Annotated in this window: 16 protein-coding genes; 15 read left to right on the plus strand and 1 reads right to left on the minus strand. The window is 51.6% G+C overall.

The features are described 5' to 3' along the window. The first annotated feature begins 11 nt into the window (after positions 1 to 11). The 5 genes from EDM57_RS13325 (at position 12) to EDM57_RS13345 (ending at position 5471) form a co-directional block, all read left to right on the plus strand. Positions 12 to 1088 (plus strand): peptidylprolyl isomerase, encoded by a 1077-nt coding sequence (locus EDM57_RS13325; RefSeq protein ID WP_122905232.1) that lies wholly within the window; start codon positions 12 to 14, stop codon positions 1086 to 1088. A gap of 238 nt (positions 1089 to 1326) precedes the next feature. Beyond that, a complete protein-coding gene (gene spoVT, locus EDM57_RS13330; protein WP_122905233.1) occupies positions 1327 to 1869 on the plus strand; it encodes a stage V sporulation protein T in 543 nt (180 codons plus the stop codon). Between the two features lie 163 nt (positions 1870 to 2032). Beyond that, the gene (locus EDM57_RS13335; protein WP_122905234.1) at positions 2033 to 3661 is read left to right on the plus strand and encodes a putative polysaccharide biosynthesis protein; all 1629 of its coding nucleotides are present in this window, start codon (positions 2033 to 2035) and stop codon (positions 3659 to 3661) included. Positions 3662 to 3684: 23 nt separating this feature from the next. Continuing rightward, entirely contained in the window at positions 3685 to 5172 is a 1488-nt protein-coding gene (yabN, locus tag EDM57_RS13340; protein WP_122905235.1) for a bifunctional methyltransferase/pyrophosphohydrolase YabN, read from the plus strand. A 2-nt stretch (positions 5173 to 5174) separates the two neighbouring features. Further along, a complete protein-coding gene (locus EDM57_RS13345) occupies positions 5175 to 5471 on the plus strand; it encodes an RNA-binding S4 domain-containing protein (RefSeq protein ID WP_122905236.1) in 297 nt (98 codons plus the stop codon). A gap of 409 nt (positions 5472 to 5880) precedes the next feature. Here the strand turns inward: EDM57_RS13345 and EDM57_RS13350 are convergent, their stop codons facing one another. Further along, a complete protein-coding gene (locus tag EDM57_RS13350) occupies positions 5881 to 6411 on the minus strand; it encodes a type II toxin-antitoxin system PemK/MazF family toxin (protein ID WP_122905237.1) in 531 nt (176 codons plus the stop codon). A gap of 568 nt (positions 6412 to 6979) precedes the next feature. Here EDM57_RS13350 and EDM57_RS13355 point away from each other — a divergent pair. The 10 genes from EDM57_RS13355 to EDM57_RS13400 all read left to right on the plus strand — a co-directional run bounded on the left by EDM57_RS13355 (position 6980) and on the right by EDM57_RS13400 (position 18382). Continuing rightward, the gene (locus EDM57_RS13355; protein WP_122905269.1) at positions 6980 to 9121 is read left to right on the plus strand and encodes a GDYXXLXY domain-containing protein; all 2142 of its coding nucleotides are present in this window, start codon (positions 6980 to 6982) and stop codon (positions 9119 to 9121) included. Positions 9122 to 9388: 267 nt separating this feature from the next. After that, positions 9389 to 11416, plus strand: a complete 2028-nt coding sequence (locus EDM57_RS13360) for a copper amine oxidase N-terminal domain-containing protein (RefSeq protein ID WP_122905238.1) — start codon at positions 9389 to 9391, stop codon at positions 11414 to 11416. A gap of 104 nt (positions 11417 to 11520) precedes the next feature. Next, a complete protein-coding gene (gene yabP, locus EDM57_RS13365; RefSeq protein ID WP_122905239.1) occupies positions 11521 to 11805 on the plus strand; it encodes a sporulation protein YabP in 285 nt (94 codons plus the stop codon). Further along, positions 11802 to 12374, plus strand: coding sequence for a spore cortex biosynthesis protein YabQ (gene yabQ, locus EDM57_RS13370; protein ID WP_122905240.1), 573 nt, complete (start codon positions 11802 to 11804; stop codon positions 12372 to 12374). Before yabP ends, yabQ begins: the two co-directional genes overlap by 4 nt. Positions 12375 to 12391: 17 nt before the next feature. Then, positions 12392 to 12700, plus strand: a complete 309-nt coding sequence (locus EDM57_RS13375) for an FtsB family cell division protein (RefSeq protein ID WP_122905241.1) — start codon at positions 12392 to 12394, stop codon at positions 12698 to 12700. A gap of 43 nt (positions 12701 to 12743) precedes the next feature. Then, positions 12744 to 13109, plus strand: a complete 366-nt coding sequence (locus EDM57_RS13380) for a S1 RNA-binding domain-containing protein (RefSeq protein WP_122905242.1) — start codon at positions 12744 to 12746, stop codon at positions 13107 to 13109. A gap of 291 nt (positions 13110 to 13400) precedes the next feature. Next, a complete protein-coding gene (gene spoIIE / locus EDM57_RS13385) occupies positions 13401 to 15875 on the plus strand; it encodes a stage II sporulation protein E (RefSeq protein WP_122905243.1) in 2475 nt (824 codons plus the stop codon). 64 nt (positions 15876 to 15939) lie between these two features. Further along, on the plus strand, positions 15940 to 16701 hold the full coding sequence (locus EDM57_RS13390) for a vWA domain-containing protein (protein WP_122905244.1): 762 nt from the start codon (positions 15940 to 15942) through the stop codon (positions 16699 to 16701). Continuing rightward, complete coding sequence (locus tag EDM57_RS13395) at positions 16691 to 17620, plus strand: serine/threonine protein kinase (RefSeq protein WP_122905245.1); 930 nt, start codon at positions 16691 to 16693, stop codon at positions 17618 to 17620. The genes EDM57_RS13390 and EDM57_RS13395 overlap by 11 nt, the downstream gene beginning before the upstream one ends. A 15-nt stretch (positions 17621 to 17635) precedes the next feature. Further along, positions 17636 to 18382, plus strand: coding sequence for a threonine/serine exporter family protein (locus EDM57_RS13400; RefSeq protein ID WP_122905246.1), 747 nt, complete (start codon positions 17636 to 17638; stop codon positions 18380 to 18382). Positions 18383 to 18386 lie beyond the last annotated feature (4 nt).

Below are 18386 nucleotides of genomic sequence, written 5' to 3' on the forward strand. Positions count from 1 at the left end.
AGATTCCTACAATGAAACGTTCTGTAGCGATTTTATCTTCTGCAGTTCTGGTCGTGGCGCTCATGACAGGCTGCGGCAAGGCAGAAGAAAATGCGCAACCAAACCAAAATCAGGCCAGTCAGACAGAAGGAAATAAACAAGGCAATCAGACTGCTGATGCCAACGATCCGCTCACGCAGTTTCCCAAGCTGACCCTGCCATATGCAGGCGATGCGAAGGCTGCTTACGTGGAGTATCAGGGCGGCACAGTGACAGGTCAGGAGTTCGAGGAGTTCCTGCGCGTCATCAACTTCATGAATCCGCAGCAAGGTACCATGATCGAGGCTGCTGACAACGAAGCACTGAAAGCTTTTGCTCGCGAGTATACGGCAACGAAAATTTTGGCGAGCCGTTCCGATGACGCGATGAAAAAGGAAGCAAAGGACCTGGCGAATAAGACCTTTGACAAAATCAAAGGTCAGTACATCAACTTCCTGGGCAATGACGAAGCCAAGTTCAACAAGCTGATGGAAGGTCACGGCGTAACCAAGGAAATGGTTATCAACCAGATGACGCTCATCAACGAATCGATCACGGTGCTGAAAAAGAACATCAGTGACGATACACTGAAACAGAAGTATGACCAAATGGACAAAGGGTCCCGTACCATCGCGTCGGTACGCCACATCCTGATTTCCACCGAGCAGCGCAAGCCGGAGGAAGCGCTGAAAATCGCCAACGACCTCGAAGCCCGTCTGAAAAAGGGTGAGGACTTCGCAAAGCTGGCGAAAGAGTTTACCGACGACCCAGGCAGCAAGGAAACCGGCGGCCTGTACGAAAATGCCGACGTAAGCCAATGGGTGCCTGAGTTCAAGGATGCCGCGCTGAATCAAAAAGTCGGGGAAGTGGGCCCTCCGGTCAAAACAAGCTTTGGCTATCACATCATCAAGGTTGAAAACCGCAAGGAAAAAACCTTCGATGAAATGAAGGAAGAGCTCCGTGCAAACGCACTGGAGGCTGGCTACGATGACTTCGGCAAAAACGAGCTGGACAAGCTGATCGTGAAGTACAACCTGCCGCAGTCCAAAAACGAGGCAGAGAAAAAGTAAATAACGTATGAAGCGAAAACAGGGAACCCATCTCCCTGTTTTTTCGTTTTCTCGCATATTCTTGAAACAAGGGCAAATACTATAACCACTCGCTACCACCCGGGGGAGAGTAACCAAAGCAACTGGTAAAAATTGATACAAGCGCTCATAGTTAAAATTAGAATTTGAGGAAAAAATACAAGTAACCAACCACCATCTATTCACTACCCACTTCTCAGGGAAAGCGAGGCAACATGACATGAAAGCAACTGGTATCGTTCGTCGAATTGACGACCTCGGTCGGGTCGTGATTCCTAAGGAGATTCGTCGTACACTGCGCATTCGTGAAGGCGACCCGCTTGAGATCTTTGTGGATCGTGACGGAGAAGTAATTCTCAAGAAGTATTCACCGATAGGAGAACTGGGTGATTTTGCAAAAGAATACGCCGACTCCCTGTATGAGAGCCTGAATCATACGGTATTGATCTCAGACCGGGACAGCATCATTGCCGTAGCTGGAGCATCGAAGAAGGAGTACCTGGAAAAACCGATTGGCAGCATTGTGGAAAAATGTCTGGAGGAGCGCAAGACACGACTGGAGAAAAACACCGGCTCCTATGAGATTTGCCGCGATATGAGCGAGACATACGGTTCGTTCGTCGTCGCTCCGATTGTAGCCGGAGGAGACCCGATCGGTTCCGTGATTCTCCTGAACAAAAACGAATCGACCAAGATGAGTGATTTGGAGATGAAAATGTCGGAGACCGCAGCAGGTTTTCTGGCGAAGCAAATGGAACAGTAGCAAGCGTGCGTGAAACAGCCTCGGAAAAAATCGGGGCTGTTTTTTTCTGCCGACAATCCAGCACAGCCTTTTGCGAGCAATGCTTTTTTCGCTTTTTTTCTCGCCGATTTGCTTGTGGTATAATGGACGAAGTTTCTGGTTGGAGAGGAGAAAATTCACGCACATGGCTCAAGAAAAGGCATCCGTTCAATTTGTGAAAGGCGCCGCAATACTCGGGGTTGCCGGTCTTGTCTCCAAGCTGCTTGGCGCAGTATACCGCATTCCATACCAAAACATTGCCGGAGATATCGGCTTGTACGTATATATGCAAGTATACCCGCTATACACGACGCTCCTGATTCTGGCGACGGCAGGTTTTCCTATCGCCATTTCCAAAATCGTTTCTGAGCGCATTGCAATCGGTGATGCCCTGGGGGCGCGAAGAGCGTTTCGCGTTGCCAGCATTTCGCTGGTCGTGCTCGGCCTGTTTTTCTTTTTGCTGCTGTACGGAGGCGCTCCGCTCATCGCCCGGTTTATGGGAGACGAGCATCTGACGACTCCGCTAAGGGCTGTAGCCTGGTCACTGCCGCTCGTGCCGATGGCAGCGATTTTGCGCGGATATTTTCAGGGACACCAAAACATGATGCCGACCGGAGTATCGCAAGTCATCGAGCAGCTCATTCGGGTTATTTTCATATTGCTCGCCGCTTTCTGGGCGATGAGCGTTTATCAGGACGCCTATCTCGCAGGGACTGGGGCAGTATTTGCCGCTTTCCCTGGGGGCGTGGCCGCCATTCTCGTCCTGCTGTGGTACTGGAGAAAAGACAAGCAGGGCGCCCACCTGATCCCCGAGCAGCGGGCGGGAGTAGGAACCTGGACCAACCGTCAGGTGCTGCGCAGCCTGTTGATGTACGCTGTTCCGATCTGCATGGGCGCGCTGGTTTTGCCGCTCGTTCCGCTGGTCGACTCCATTACCGTCGTCAATATGCTGCAAATAAGCGGCACACCGGAAGATTTGGCCAAGCTGTTGAAAGGGGCATTTGACCGCGGCCAGCCGCTCATCCAGTTTGGTACGTTCTTCGCGACGTCGCTGTCTTTGGCGCTTGTGCCTGCGATCAGCGAAGCTGTGGCGCAGAGACAGCACCACATGATCGCGAGCCGCTCGGAAATCGCCATTCGCCTGACGTTTTTGCTGGGACTCCCGGCTTCGTTCGGCCTCGCTTTGCTCGCAGAGCCGGTCAACGTCATGCTCTACGGCGATAAAAACGGAACCGAAGCACTCGCCGTACAATCGTTCACGATTATGTTTGCCACACTGAGCATCGCCAGCGCGGGCATCCTGCAAGGGCTGGGGCGCGTCATGCGGCCGGCGCGCAACCTGTTTATCGGCGTCATGGTCAAGCTTGTCCTCAATCTCGCACTCGTTCCTTTCTGGGGAATCGCGGGTGCCGCCCTGTCTACCGTGATTGCCTATCTCGTGGCGATGGGGCTGAATGTGCTCGCGGTAAAAAAATACACCGGAGCGCACATTGGGTTGCGCCAGACGGTACACAAGCCGTTTTTGTCTGTCATTGTCATGTCGGTGGTCGTTTTGCTCGTAGAATGGGGAGCAACCGCCCTGCTCGGCAAGACAGGGATGTCCGAACGGCTGTATCAGACTTTGGTCGCGCTGATTTCCGTTGGCACCGGAGCGCTGGTGTACCTGCTGGCCCTGTTGAAGACGGGCGGACTCACGCGCAGCGATATTCACTTTTTGCCAAAAGGAAAGCGAATTGCTGGGCTGTTGACACGGTTCCAGCTTCTCCCTAAATAACAGGCATGTCGGAGGCGAAACGATTGGATACGAACAAAAAAACGATTACCGTAGTAGGGCTGGGCGCAGGCGATCTCGACCAGTTGCCATACGGCATTTATCGGACGCTCAAAGAAGCCAGACAGCTTTATTTGCGGACAAAAGAACATCCTGTAGTAGCCCAGTTGGCAAGCGAAGGCATCGCGCTGACATCGTTTGACGAGGTGTACGAGCAGCACGACGGCTTTGAAGAAGTGTACGCCGAGATTGTTGAGCGGCTTTTTGCCAAAGCAGAGGAAGCGGGCAGCATCGTGTACGCTGTTCCCGGACATCCGCTGGTGGCAGAGCGCACGGTTCAGCTTTTGCTTGCGCAAGGTCCGAAGCGCGGGGTGCAGATTGAGATTGGCGGCGGACAGAGCTTTATCGATCCGCTTTTTGCCCGCCTGCAAATCGACCCGATTGAAGGCTTTTCCCTGCTCGACGGAACTGCGCTGGCTGCCCATCAAGTGTCGCCGGGCCTGCACACGATTATCGCCCAGGTGTACGACGCTTTTGTCGCCTCTGACGTGAAGCTGACCTTGATGGAAGTGCTGCCGGATGATTACGTGGTGACAGTGGCGACAGCAGTAGGGGTAGCGGGACAAGAGCGCATCGAGAGCGTGCCGCTGTACGAGCTGGATCGAATCGAGCATTTTGGCAATTTGTCGTTGGTGTACGTTCCGCCGACTACGGACCAGACGGTATTGTACCGCCAGTTTTCCTATTTAAAAGAAATCGTCGCGATTTTGCGCAGCCCGGACGGCTGCCCGTGGGATCGTGAGCAGACGCATCAGAGCATTCGCAAAAACCTGATCGAAGAAACGTACGAAGTGCTGGAGACAATCGACGACGAAGATCCGGAGGCAATGTGCGAGGAACTGGGCGATCTATTGATGCAAATCATGCTGCATTCGCAAATGGCCGCAGAGGACGGGTATTTTACCGTCGACGATGTGGTTGCGGCCTTGAATGAAAAGCTGGTTCGCCGCCATCCGCACGTATTCGGGGAAAAGAATGCGAACGATTCGGAGGAAGCACTGGCGAACTGGCAGGAGATCAAGGCCCAGGAAAAAGCGGCAAAAGGCATTGACGTAGCCGCCGCGTCCAGGCTGTCAGGCATTCCGCGCGACCTCCCTGCCCTGATGTACGCCTACAAGCTCCAGAAAAAAGCGGCAGAGGTCGGCTTTGACTGGGACGATATTGCGGACGTCTACAAAAAGGTAGAAGAGGAATACCGCGAGCTGCGGGAGGCTTCCGCAGAAGAACGCGCGGGCGAATTGGGCGATCTGCTCTTTGCCGTCGTCAATCTGGCCCGTTTCCTCAAGCTTGATCCGGAGGAAGCGCTGGCCTTGACGAACAACAAGTTCAAAAAACGCTTTGCCTATATTGAACGCAAGCTGCAAGAGGCGGGTCGCACGTTTGAGCAGACAGACCTGCAGGAAATGGACAAATGGTGGGAGGAAGCCAAACACCAGACAAAAGGGAGAGAGTAAGGATGAGACTGGATAAATATTTGAAAGTATCCCGCCTGATTAAGCGCCGCACACTCGCCAAAGAAGTGTGCGACAAAGCCCGGGTAGAAATCAACGACCGTCCGGCCAAAGCGTCCAGCAACGTCAAAATCGGCGACAAGCTGGCGATCCGCTTCGGACAGAAGATCGTCACCGTCAAAGTCGAGGACATCAAGGAAAACCCGCGCAAAGAAGAAGCGGCTTCGCTCTACACCGTCATCGGCGAAGTGCCTGTACCGCGTGACGAGAAGGAAGAAGACGCTTATCTCAAAGGACAGTAACAGTGTAATTGTCGTCGTGCAGACTGCCGTTTGGGGCAGTTGGGCTATCGACGGATCGACAAATGGGAGGGAGGGCTGTCGCCCCCAGAGAGCATGACAGCGAGTTCCCTCTAAAGGGTCAAGGGTCTCCCTGAAAATGGGAGACCCTTTCTTCACTCTCATTGCGCTGACTAATTGTAGTCCTGCACAGCCATATTATATGCAAAAGCTAAAAAACGATTCAGAAAAGACCGGAGAACAACTGAAGCCTGCTCTAATTAAAGAGCAGGCTTCCTTCACATTCTTCTTAGCTGAGCATAAAGCTCCTTCACGTTCATCCATGTTACTTTAAGTAATTCCTGAAATAAGGATACCATAGCTAGTACTTAACAGCAACAAGATATAATTTACCATTTTGCATAGAATAAAGTCAAGTCCAAAGACCTGACTTTTTCATTGCTGCGTTTATTTTATCAAGTTCATATCCCTTAATATTGCCGACCGTTGAAAAATCAAATCGCTGGATGCTGATTGGCATTGAGTTTAAGACATTAACCCAACGTCTTAATTTCTTAAAGTTATAAACTCGATCAATTTCAACGTAAATGCCACTTGCCAACTGATCGGGAGTAGGCTCCTGCGTAGAGAGGGGGACTACAATAGCTGTATTGCCTCCTTTTCTTAAGACAATTCCAGGATGCTTCCCACCTAGCTCTTCATCAATATTATACCCAAAATGAATCCAATACACGTCACCGCGTTTTATTTTAATGCCTTCAGGTATTGTAAATGCTTTTTCATTCAATACAATACCGGTTTTTCGATTGACCCAATCAAGGTAGTCACAGGCTAGATCATATTCTTTTCCAGTAGTAGTTTCCTTTGCTTTATAGAATTCGTCCAAGGCATCTTTCGCTTGTTGCAAACGTGTATTTAATTCCCCCTGATTTGTCTCACTCATTTTAATTCCCCCATTGCGACTTTCTTTGCTTTCTCTCGCTTTTTAACGATAAGTGTGATTAACGGCGATGCCTGGAAAAGAATGTTGTCTATATTGTTGGTTTCTCGCACACAGCTTGATAGTTACGACGAGCATCTAACTGGTCTTCTGTTTGCAGGGCTCCCAAAACATTAATTCGTGGTATGTTACGCCTCGTCCATCTCTTTTGATAAATGGAGTTTATCACGAAGCAAAATGCACTGTAAAATGCGAAGTTATGCAACGGAATGCGTAAACAATTGCGCTAATACTCGTGTGAAGTTGCTGAATGATTCGCTGGAATTATATTTTAATCAGACGTAAATGAGACAAATAACAACACAAAATCGAGGTGTGTTCCCGACATATAATGGGATACACCTTTTTATTGCCCATTCTCCTTCGGTTAACCAAAGTGTAGCTTCTGATTCTGCTGACGGTCGACAACTTGTCCATTTTCACTAACAGTCTAAAAACCCCAGGACGCTTTTGCCCATAAGCAGGATATAATGAGAGTACATCAAGGCAAGTAAGAAGGGATGTGGTGCAGGTGGAACAAAAAGCTGTTCAGACGGGATACTTTTTGGCCATTTCGCTTTTGCTTTCAGCTTTGTTCTACTTTTTTGCCTCCAACTGGCCTGTAATGGACAGATGGGAGAAAATTGGCGTCAGTGCCGCGGTATTGGCTCTTTTTTATCTGTTTTCGTATGCCGCATCCATCGTGCTTACGCGTCACTCGTTTCTCAGCAACTGGCTGCTGGTGGCCGGAGGGCTGGCATTCGGTCTGTGCGTCGCTTTGCTGGGGCAAATCTACAACTCCCACGCCGATAGCTACATGCTGTTTGTGGTCTGGCTCATCCCGAATTTGCTTTTTGCCATTTTCACGCGCTACCAGCCGTTTTATGTTATCAGCTACGTCCTTGCGCACCTGGCGCTCGGCTTTTTCCTCCATCCCTCCGTCGTGCACGTGACCCGCGAGGAAGAGTGGTGGTACATGGTTTACTGGCTGATCGCGCTTGGCAACATCGTGCTGTTTTACTTGACCGCCACACAGAAGCTGCGGTCTGGGCCCATTTACTATTTGTCCTTTCTCGTTTTTTCCGTCAGCTTGTTCTTGTCCGCGTTCGCTGATGTGTACGGAGCGCTGCCGGAAATGCTGTACCTGCTCATGGGGGCGCTTCTGTTTTTCGCCTTTCTGAAATGGCTGCCCAATCGCGGCATGCTGATTGTCACGGCTGCCTTGCTTGCGCTGTTTGTGCTCGCGAAGTTTTTCCGGATGATGCTGGAGCATTACTCCGAAGGCTTTTTCCTCCTTGCGCTCTTGGCGGCTGCGGGCCTCGTCTGGGGAGCGGTTGTCGGCATCAATTGGCTGCGCAAGGAATCGGCCCATCATAAAAGCAAATGGGTGCAGTTTTTCCAGGAGGCCTTTACGGTACTTGTGACGACGGTCGCGGCATCCATCGGAGCGATCTCGTTGACCGGATTGCTGGTACTTATTTTCGATATGGAGGAACCGGTCCTCTACGTTATTTTCTTTCTGTCTCTGATCGGGTTTGTCGGCCCTGTCCTCTTCATGAAAAAGATGGATTCGACGGTGCGCTACACGTTGCTCACCATGGGCTACATGCTTGGAGCCGCTTCTTCGTTGTTTTTGGAACAGTATTACTGGATATTGTTCCTTGCCGCTTTGCTTTACGTATGGAAGGCAGTAACAAGCATTCCGGCGCGGCTGTTGACCCAGTTGGCCTTTTTGCTGGTGCTGTTTTTCAAACTGACGGACTTGCATGTGCCGGAAACAACGGTGTTGCTGATCGTGTTTGTGTTTCAAATGGCGATGTACTACGTCAAACGTTTGCCTGTTGTCTTGCAGAACAGCTCTCTCGTCTATGCCCTGCTTGCGCTGATTGCCTTGACAGAGACACATTTTGATTCACTTGCCGCGAATTTGCTGGCGAATCTCGGGTTTTTTGCCTTCACTACCTGCTTGCTGTACCAGACCTTGCGCCAAAAAGGCAAGAGCGTTTTCGGGATCGTTCTCGCCTTCTGGTTTGCCTTCCTGCTGATGAAATACTACGACCTGCTGTGGAGCTTGCTGCACAAGTCGCTTAGCCTCTTCCTTCTGAGCGTGGTGTTTTTTGCAGTCAGCTACTGGCTGGAGCGGCGGATGCAAGGAGAGTGGGCTGTACCGACGCCAGCCGTATTTACCCGTCGGCGGGTGATCCTGGTGCTGATTATTTTGCTGCAATTTCTCTTGACTGGCTACCAGGTGTACAGCAGCGAGTCGATTTTGTCCAAAGGCGCGACTATCAAGCTGGAGCTGGTTCCCGTTGATCCGCGCTCGCTTATGCAGGGCGATTACGTCAGGATCGGCTACACGATTTCGACATTGGAAGGCGAAGATTTTTCTTCTGGAGAAAAAATTCGCGTGGTGCTGCGAAAGCAAAGCGATAACGTGTACGACTACGCCGGCTACTACGAAACGGCAGGAAAATGGAACAAACCGTATACGGCTGAACCGACTGATGTCATCATCAACGGGAAGACTGTCGGGGGAAGCCAGGTCGAGTACGGGATCGAGAGCTACTTCGTCCCGGAAGGAACCGGCCTCGTCGTAGAGCGAAATGCGAAGTTTGCCACGATCAAAGTCGGGGCCAACGGAGACGCTTTGCTGGAAAGCCTGTCGCCGAAATAAAATGATAAACCGAACAAACGCAAAAAGCTGTCCGACAACATCATCGGGCAGCTTTTTTGCGTGTATATAACGGTTGGCAATACCGTTCGTTACCAGTCTGTAACCCTTTCTTGCCGAACTTTTCCTATCATAGAGAGAATGACAGCACATATTATCACCATGTGCTTGCAGGCCGCTTGCGGTCACATCCATATTGGAAAAACGGCGAGCTGTTCGCCCACCTGAAACGATCAGGAAAGTTTTTCACAGGAGAAGGAGGCGTTACCGTTGAACAAAAGCGCGAAGAAAGGTATCTCTGTCCTGCTGGCGACTACGGTGCTAACAAGTCCATTTGTGATGGAGCCAAAAGCCGCTCAAGCTCTTTCCATTGAAGAGGTTTCGGCAGACGATACAGATGTTGATGAAGAAACGGAATATACGATTGAGTTTGAAATCAACAAGGAACTGACGTCAGGAGACCTCATCTACGTCCGTTTCCCTTCTGACTTTACGGTCGACAAGAAACTGAAAAAATCCGACGTATCCGTCAAGGATGATGGCGACAAGGTCACGATTGACGGTGTGTCGGTCAGCAAAAATGTGGTGGAAATCGAGATCGGGGAACGCATCAAAAAAGGCTCCGTTGTCACCGTGACGATCGACAACATCACCAACCCCGAAGACAAGGGAAGCTATTCGATTGAAGTCAAGACGAGCAGCGAAACCACGTACAAGAGCAAAAAAATCTCCATCGGAAAATCGTCGTCCAGCAGTAGCAGCAAGGGAGACTTCGAAGCCTCGCACAGCAACAAAAATGCAGAAGAAAGCATTTCCCTGACGCTGGGCAAATTCACACTGTCGTCGAAAAGCAGCAAGCTGAAAGAAGGCAAGTACATTTACGTTGATTTCCCAACGAAAGACATGCTGCCGAAAAGCATCAGCAAGTCGGATGTGAAAGTGAACGGCTACAAAGCCGATTACGTCTCGATCATCGACAGCGACACGATTCGCATCGAAATTCCGAGCGGCGCAGACGGCGACAACTACATCAAGCTGGAATTCAGCTCGTCTGCCGGAATCGTCAACCCGTCCACTCCCGGCAAGTCCTACTACTACACCGTCGAGTATGACAACAAGGAGTACAAATCCAAAAATATAGAAATTACAGGCGCAAGCAGCACACCGTTCTCCGTCTCCTTGTCCGACAATTCGGCAGGGGCGAGAGCCAGCTACACGTTTGACATTGATCTGACGTCCAAGCTGTACAGCAATACAGAAATCGAGGTAGAGTTTCCTGAGTGGGGAATGGTTCCGCCTGTACTCTCCAGCTCTAACGTAACCGTCAACGGCAGTCAGGTGACGGGACTGAGCGCGAACGGGAACAAGGTGTATTTCCGCACGCCCAGCAATTTTTCCAGCACAAACCGCCTGACCATCAAATTTGCGTACGAAGGCTACCTGACCAATCCGAAATCGTCCGGAAGCTATAACATTACGGCCAAAATCGACAACAAAACGTACAAGTCCAAAGATTTCCAAATCATCAACGCGCCGGCACCTGTCGCGGTAGACAATACATTGGCTACAATCGGACTGACCCGAGCGACCGCTGCGACCCCGTCAGGCTTGCAGGTCGGCATCAAAGGACTCGGTGCGCCCATCACCCGCAATCAGGGCTTCATTGAAATCGTGTTCCCGGTCGGATTCCGTGTACCGGCCTACGTGCCAGCAAATACCGTAACGGTAAACGGCGTAGCCGCAAACTACGTTGGAGCGCGCGGGCAAAACCTGATTATCGTGCCTTCGACGGACATCCCGGCAAGATCGGCGGTACAGGTCAATATCGCGGAGACAGCGGGGATTGTCAATCCGGCCACTCCGGGCGTTTACAGCATCGGCGTCTACACCTCCGAAGAAAAAGGCTTGCTCTTCGCGCGTCCGGCCAATGTGGTCGCTTTGAATGGCGTAAGCTTCAAGGTGAATGTTGCGTCGTTTACCAAGTCAGGCAAAACGACTGGTCTGGCTGTAGCCCCTTACACAGTCAACGGGCACACGCTCATCCCGACCACGTTCTTCCGCGACGCACTCGGATTTTCGATCAGCTATACGAAAACAACCGCCAAAGTCACAAGCGGCAAAACCGTGATGCAGTTCAAGGTCGGTTCCAACATCATGAACGTCAACGGACAAAACGTCACCTTGCCGACAGCCGTCCAGTTGAAAAACAACATCCCGACCTTGCCGCTCAAAGCGATTGCAGATCGCACCGGCTACAAAATCATCTACGTAAATGGAAATTACACCATGTACAAATAAGCTTTTGGCAGAAGTACCCCCGCATTCGTGCGGGGTTTTTTTGTTCTAAACGGACATCCCCCTCCATACGATAGTACAAGAAGGGCACGTTAGGAGGAGTTATCATGAACGAGCACACGAAGCGGCCGCGCCACGAAATCGTAATGATAAATCGACGCAGTTTGGCGATTTCGGGAGTAAAAAACGTCGAAAGCTTTGACAGTGAAGAATTCCTCTTGGAGACGGACGGCGGCTTTTTAACCATACGGGGCCAAAACCTGCATATGAAAAATCTGAGTCTGGAAACCGGAGAAGTAGCAATTGAGGGCCTGGTTTACGAAATGGCCTATCTGGAACAGGGGCAGGCCGGGGATCGGTCGAGAGGATTCTTCGGCAAGTTGTTCAAGTGAATATCATCACGCAACTACAGACGGTTTTGGCCATGTCGACGTGTGGAGCGCTTATGGGAATGGGATTTGATACGTACCATGTGTTCAAAAGGAAGAGCAGGCTGCCGGTTTGGCTGGTCTTCTTCTTTGACATCCTGTTTTGGGTAGGCAGTATGTTCGCCGTTTTCTGGATATTAGTGAAAGTAAACGACGGAATTATTCGCTTCCCCATCTTTTTCGGAATGATTTTTGGCGCGTGGCTGTATTTTTTATTAGGAAGTAAGAAGTATATCCTTTTCCTGCATCGCGTGATAAAATTTTGTCAGTGGTTGTATCGAACCGTGCTGCAAATCATTGACACCCTGGTTGTACGTCCCGTGCTCTTTATTTACCGAGTGATCCTCATGGTACTGACATTTTTGTACTCCATGTTGCTCATGATCCTCGGCTTTTTGTGGAAAGTGACGCGTTTTGTCACCGCTCCTTTTGCCAGATGGGGTCAACATTTAGGGAAAAAAATGTACGGAAAAACAACAGGAATCTGGACCAATTGGAAGAATTGGTTTCACTCAAAGAGAAAGCGGGAGTAAACCGAGGTGGCGAGATGATGAAAGAAGCAAAAACCTCTCCAAGCAATCGAAAAGGGCAAAGACGGAGAATGCGGCTCTTTTTCTTTTTTATCCTCTGCTTTTTCGTCTGGACTGGCTATACGCTCTATTTGCAGAGCGGAGTGCTGGCCGAGAAGAGAAGCGAACTGGAGGCACTCAAGCAGGAAACGGTTGTCTTGCAGCAAAAGCAAGAGGAACTGACTTATGAGGCCAGTCGGCTGAACGATCAGGAATACCTGGCGGAACTGGCGCGCAAACGGATTTATTACACGAAACAGGGCGAAAGCATTTACGTGATTCCGGAATAAGCTCACAGTGAGATCTTCTAGGAGAGGGAGGCTTTCCGCGTTCATGGGAGTCGAGATCGGGAGCAAACTGGAAGGAAAAGTCACAGGCATTACGAAATTTGGCGCGTTTGTAGAGCTGCCGGGGAATGTGACGGGACTGGTGCACATCAGCGAGATTGCCGACGTCTATGTCAAAGATATTCACCAGTTTTTGAAGATCGGCGATATGGTCACGGTCAAGGTTCTCAGCGTCAAGGACGGCAAGATCGGACTGTCGATTAAAAAGGCACTGGAAAAAGAACGGCAGCCCCGCCAGCCGCGGGAGCGAACAGAAGGCTTCGAGGATAAGCTGAACCGCTTCCTCAAAGAAAGTGAAGACCGCTTATCCTCTTTGAAAAAGAGCGAGGACAAAAAGGGGCGCGGTCGATAGATTGCAATCGGAAAATTATGACTTTTCTTTTTTTGCCAAAAGCGTATTTTGACAGAAAAAAGAGGAAGGTCATTTGAAAGTAGTGACGAATAAGGTATCGTAAGCCCGTTTCGCAAAGCGCGAATCACCTGTCAGCCGACGTTATCCGCCATAACGTCGGTTTTTTTTGTCCGAACTCGCTGGTTAATTTGTCGCACGATTCTGTGAATGCGCATTGGTTTTTTGACAAAATTTACAACTCCACCTCCGTATAATGGGTAACACATTGAACAAGAACGGGGTGGAACGAAAATGATCGCAAACAAAAATGTATCCCAGACTGGTCAAGCATGGGCACGGCAAGTGTCTGAACGAATGGATGCTACCGCACGAACATGGGGAGACAAAGTCTCCGACGCTGTACAGAGATGGAATGTGCTTCCGCTGCTGATGGGATTTTTGCTCGGACGGGCCTTGATCGTGGAAGAGTTGACGCCCTTTGCTATCCCGTATTTTATCGTCATGTACTATCTTCGCAGGGATTGCCTGCTCGTCACAGGACTGGCGCTTGTTCTCGGGGCCTTCAGCCAGTCGGTTCCAATCGGGCTGCAGACGATTCTCGGTATGGTGCTGGCCCTCTTTGCCTGCAAAATGATGGAGCGGCTGCGCAGAAAAGACTTCTCGCGCACGCCCCTGCTCGTGGTCATCACGATCTTTGTCAGTCGGCTGCTGTACGCCGTGCTGACCAATCAGGTAAACACGTATGAGCTGGTCATGGTCGCGGTGGAAGCTGTACTCGGCTTCGTGCTGACGCTCATTTTCATCCAGTCGCTGTCGATCATTCATTCGGCCAAGCCTTACGAGCCGCTGAAAAATGAAGAGATTGTCTCCCTCGTGATTCTCCTGGCGTCGCTGATGACAGGCACAGTCGACTGGACGGTAGAAGGCATCTCGATGGAACACGTCCTCTCCCGCTATTTGCTGCTCGTCTTTGCCTTCGTCGGCGGTGGGACGATTGGTGCCGCAGTTGGCGTCGTGACGGGTCTTATCCTCAGTTTGGCAAATGTAAGTGCCCTTCTGCAAATCAATTTGCTGGCGTTTTCCGGTCTTTTGGCAGGGTTGCTCAAGGAAGGCGGAAAAGTAGGCGTCTCCGCAGGTCTTTTGATCGGGACGGCTATTCTGGCCATCTACGGCGGTGCGGAAGAGACGCTTTACTACTCCTTGCTTGAAACCTCCCTGGCTATTGTCATCTTCATCCTCACGCCTGCCGTGCTCTGGAAAAAGGTCGCCCGCTTCATTCCAGGCACGCCCGAAAATTTGCAATCCCATCAGGAATACATGCGCAGAGTCCGCGACGTGACGGCGGGCAAAATTCAGCAGTTCTCCGATTTGTTTACCCAGCTCTCCCGCAGCTTTGCGCAAACGGCCGATCCGGAGGAACTGGAGGAACAGGCAGATGCCTTCCTCAGCCGCGTCTCCGAGTTCACCTGCCAAAAATGCTGGAAAAAGGAACAATGCTGGGAAAAGGACACGCAAGCCACATACGAAGGCATGCGCTATCTTATGGAAAAAGTGTACGAAAACGGCACACTCGCGGGCGTAACTCCGCCGCGCGAATGGGAGCGAAAATGCGTCAAGACGGAAAAGGTGCTGACCGTGATCGAGCAGGAGTACGATCGTCAGCTGGCTTTTGACCAGTTGAAAAAACAAGTGAAGGAAAGCCGCAAGCTGGTAGCCGATCAACTCTCGGGCGTTTCCCGGGTCATGAGCGACTTTGCCCGCGAGATCCAGCGGGAAGGGATGGAGCTGTCTTTGCAGGAAAAGCAGGTTTCAAAGGCGCTGGAAGGCTTGGGACTGTCTGTGCGCCGGGTGGAAATTCACAGCCTGGAAGAAGGCAAGGTCGACATCGAAATCAGCCAGCCGACTTGCTACGGGCATGACGAGTGCGGCAAAATCGTCGCGCCGATGCTGACAGAAATTTTGGGCGAGAACATCGTGGTGCGCGAGCGGCAATGTGAAGCGCAAAAAGACGGTTCTTGCACGATGTGCCTCGCCTCCGCCAAAACCTATGAAATCGAAATCGGCGTGGCGGGCGCTGCCAAGGACGGCAAGCTGCTGTCCGGCGACAGCTTCCGTACGATGGATCTCGGCAATGGCAAGATGGCCCTGGCGATCAGCGACGGCATGGGCAACGGCGAGCGGGCCTTTTTGGAGAGTCAGTCCGCCCTCGACATGCTCCAGCAGCTGCTGCGCTCGGGCATGGACGAAAAAATTTCGATCAAGACCGTCAACTCCATCCTGGCGCTGCGCTCCACGGATGAAATGTTCGCGACGGTGGATTTGGCGCTGATCGATTTGCAGACAGCCCACACCCGTTTCATTAAAATCGGCTCCACGCCGAGCTTTGTCAAACGTAAAAACGATGTTTTCACGATTACCGCCAACAACCTGCCCGTCGGCATTCTCGAAGAAATCGAGGTCGACGTCGTGTCGAGAATACTCAAGCCGGGCGATCTGCTGGTCATGATGTCTGACGGCATCTACGAGGCGCCGCGGCATATTGAAAATCGGCAAATGTGGATGAAGCGAATCATCGGTGAGCTGCAGACAAACGACCCGCAGGAAGTCGCCGATTTGCTGCTGGAAAAAGTCATTCGCCAGCACTCCGGCAAAATTGTCGATGACATGACTGTGCTTGTGGCGCGGATTGACCGCTTTGTGCCGCAGTGGTCAGCCATCCAGGTGCACGGAATGGAGAAGCTTGAGCGGCCGCGGATTGTAAGCTAAGGGTATGTTTTCCCATCAGAGCGTCGATACTGTTGCTAAAACAGGCTGAATGGGGAGATTATTTGTGAAAGAAGCGACACTTCGTCAGATTCTGGTAGTAACAGACGGCTGCTCCAATACAGGGATGAGCCCGGTAGCAGCGGCAGCTCTTGCCCGTGAGCAAGGGATTACGGTAAACGTCATTGGTGTCATTGACAAAAGCGAAATGGGCGAAAAAGGGGAGCGTGAAATCCGTGAAATCGCCGAAGCCGGAGGCGGGCTGTGCGACATCGTCTACCCGCAGCAGCTGGCGCAAACAGTACAGATGTTGACGCGCAAGGCGATGACGAGAACGATCCATCAGGTGGTCAATAAAGAATTGAAAGAGATTTTGGGCGATTCCGGAATAGAGGAATTGGCTCCCGACAAGCGCGTGCAGGTAGCAGGCATGGTGGACGAGCTGGGGGAAAAAAGCAGTCTGAACGTCGTGATGCTGGTCGATACATCCGGCAGCATGAAGCCAAAGCTGTCGGCGGTTCAGCAAGCCATCCACGACTTTAGCATCAGCTTGCACTCCCGAAGCGGGAAAAGCAGAATGGCTGTTGGTTCATTTCCTGGGAAACATAAATATTTGGATATACGCATTCCATGGACGGACAAGGTGGAACAGGCTCATCAGCTGACCAGCGATTTGACGATGAGCGGAATTACACCGACTGGCCCCGCCATTGTCGAAGCGATTGCCTTGTTTGAGCAGGATAAACTCCCAAGCTCGCTGCAGGAGCGCTATCGCGACGAAGCAGAAAATGACGACATGAACGGAAGTTTGCGCGACCATGTCTTCTAAGGCTGTGACTCCTGATCTGCCCAAACATTTTCAGGGCAAATGGAACCGTCGGTCGTACCACGTTCTGCGGGAGTTGGGACGTGGTGCGAACGGCACTGTCTACCTCGTTTCCCAGGACGGCGTGCGTCGCGCTGTCAAGGTTGGCGCGGAAGGCATGGATATTTTAATGGAAGTAAACGTGCTGAAAAGCATACAGCAGGGGCGGGATTCCAAAGTGGGACCGCTCCTCTGTGATGTGGACGACCTGGTCGTAAACGGAAAGCCGTGCACGTTTTACGCCATGGAATACCTGGAGGGCGAACAGCTGGATCGGTACATTCAAAAAGAAGGGGAGGAATGGGTGCCCGTCATGATCGTCCAGCTTTTGGCCCGTCTCGATGTCTTGCACAGGCACGGCTACATTTTCGGAGACCTCAAGCCGGAGAACATCATGGTGAGCCGGACGGACAAGACGGTGCGGCTGATTGATTTTGGCGGTGTGACAAAGCTGGGAAATGCCGTGCGCCAGTTTACCGAGGAGTACGATCGGGCTTTTTGGCACGCAGGGGACAGACGGGCCGAAATCGGCTATGATCTGTTTTCCGCAGCCGTCATGATGGTGCGTTTGACAGTGGGAAAAGAGAGGTGGAAAAGCAGCCAAAGTGGACCGCGTCACACGGGATTGCTCTGTGATATAATACGAAAAAGTGACAGCCTGTACCCTTATCGAGTGCCTTTGTTGAAGGCTTTTCACGGGAAGTTTGCCACCGCGCAGGAAATGAGAGCGGAGCTGTTGGCAGTGCTTCGGGAGCGAACTGTCGAGAAGCCGCAAAAAAAGGCTTCGGCCGCCGCAGGCAAGGCAGGGGGAGGCATAAGCGGCTTGTTCGTCGCCTCGCTTTTGCTATTGGCTGGCACGTTGTATTATGCATGGTTCATGTGAAGGATGTGACGGTTTGTGTCCCCGGATTTGGTGATGGATACTTGCTTGTTGGCAGGATCAATTATATTGAAAAATGGTGGTGAAACTTACCGCACGGAAGAGACGATGGCCTTAATCGCGGAGGCAGCGGGCATGGATGACGTCAACAGCTCTGCGACGCCTACGAGCATCATTTTGTCTTTCCGGTGCAGCGGGCTCGATCATACCCGGATGGTGCGAACCCCGAAGCGGACTACCAATTTGAATAAAATCACCCTCGTAAACGATGTGTCCCGCCGGTTCGTCGGCGGAAAAATCAATTTGGAGCAAGCGTATCGCCTGCTGCGCCAAATCGATCAGGAAAAGCCGATATACCCGATATGGCTTCAGCATGCGGCAGCCGCTACCGCCAGCGGCTCCTTTGCCATGCTGGCGGGCGGTACGTGGTTTGACCTCATCCCGTCCGCATTGGCGGGGCTGACCGTCAATCTCAGCCTTGAATTTTTGGAACAGTTTGTTCGAATGAAGTTTTTTACGGAATTTTCGGCTGCCTTGCTGGGCGGGCTGTTCGCCTTGCTGGCTGTGACGATCTTTCCACAGTTGCACATCAGCATCATTATTATCGGTGCCATGCTTCCGTTGTTCCCAGGGATCGCGATCACCAACTCGCTGCGGGATTTGCTGGCGGGTGATCTGGTTGCAGGTGTTTCGCGAGGGGTCGAGGCCATGCTGACGGCCGTCTCCGTAGCGGTAGCCACCGCGATTATTCTCTGGGTGGGGTGAGAAG

Origin of the sequence: Brevibacillus gelatini (assembly GCF_003710935.1) — a bacterium.
GTDB classification, from domain to species: domain Bacteria; phylum Bacillota; class Bacilli; order Brevibacillales; family Brevibacillaceae; genus Brevibacillus; species Brevibacillus gelatini.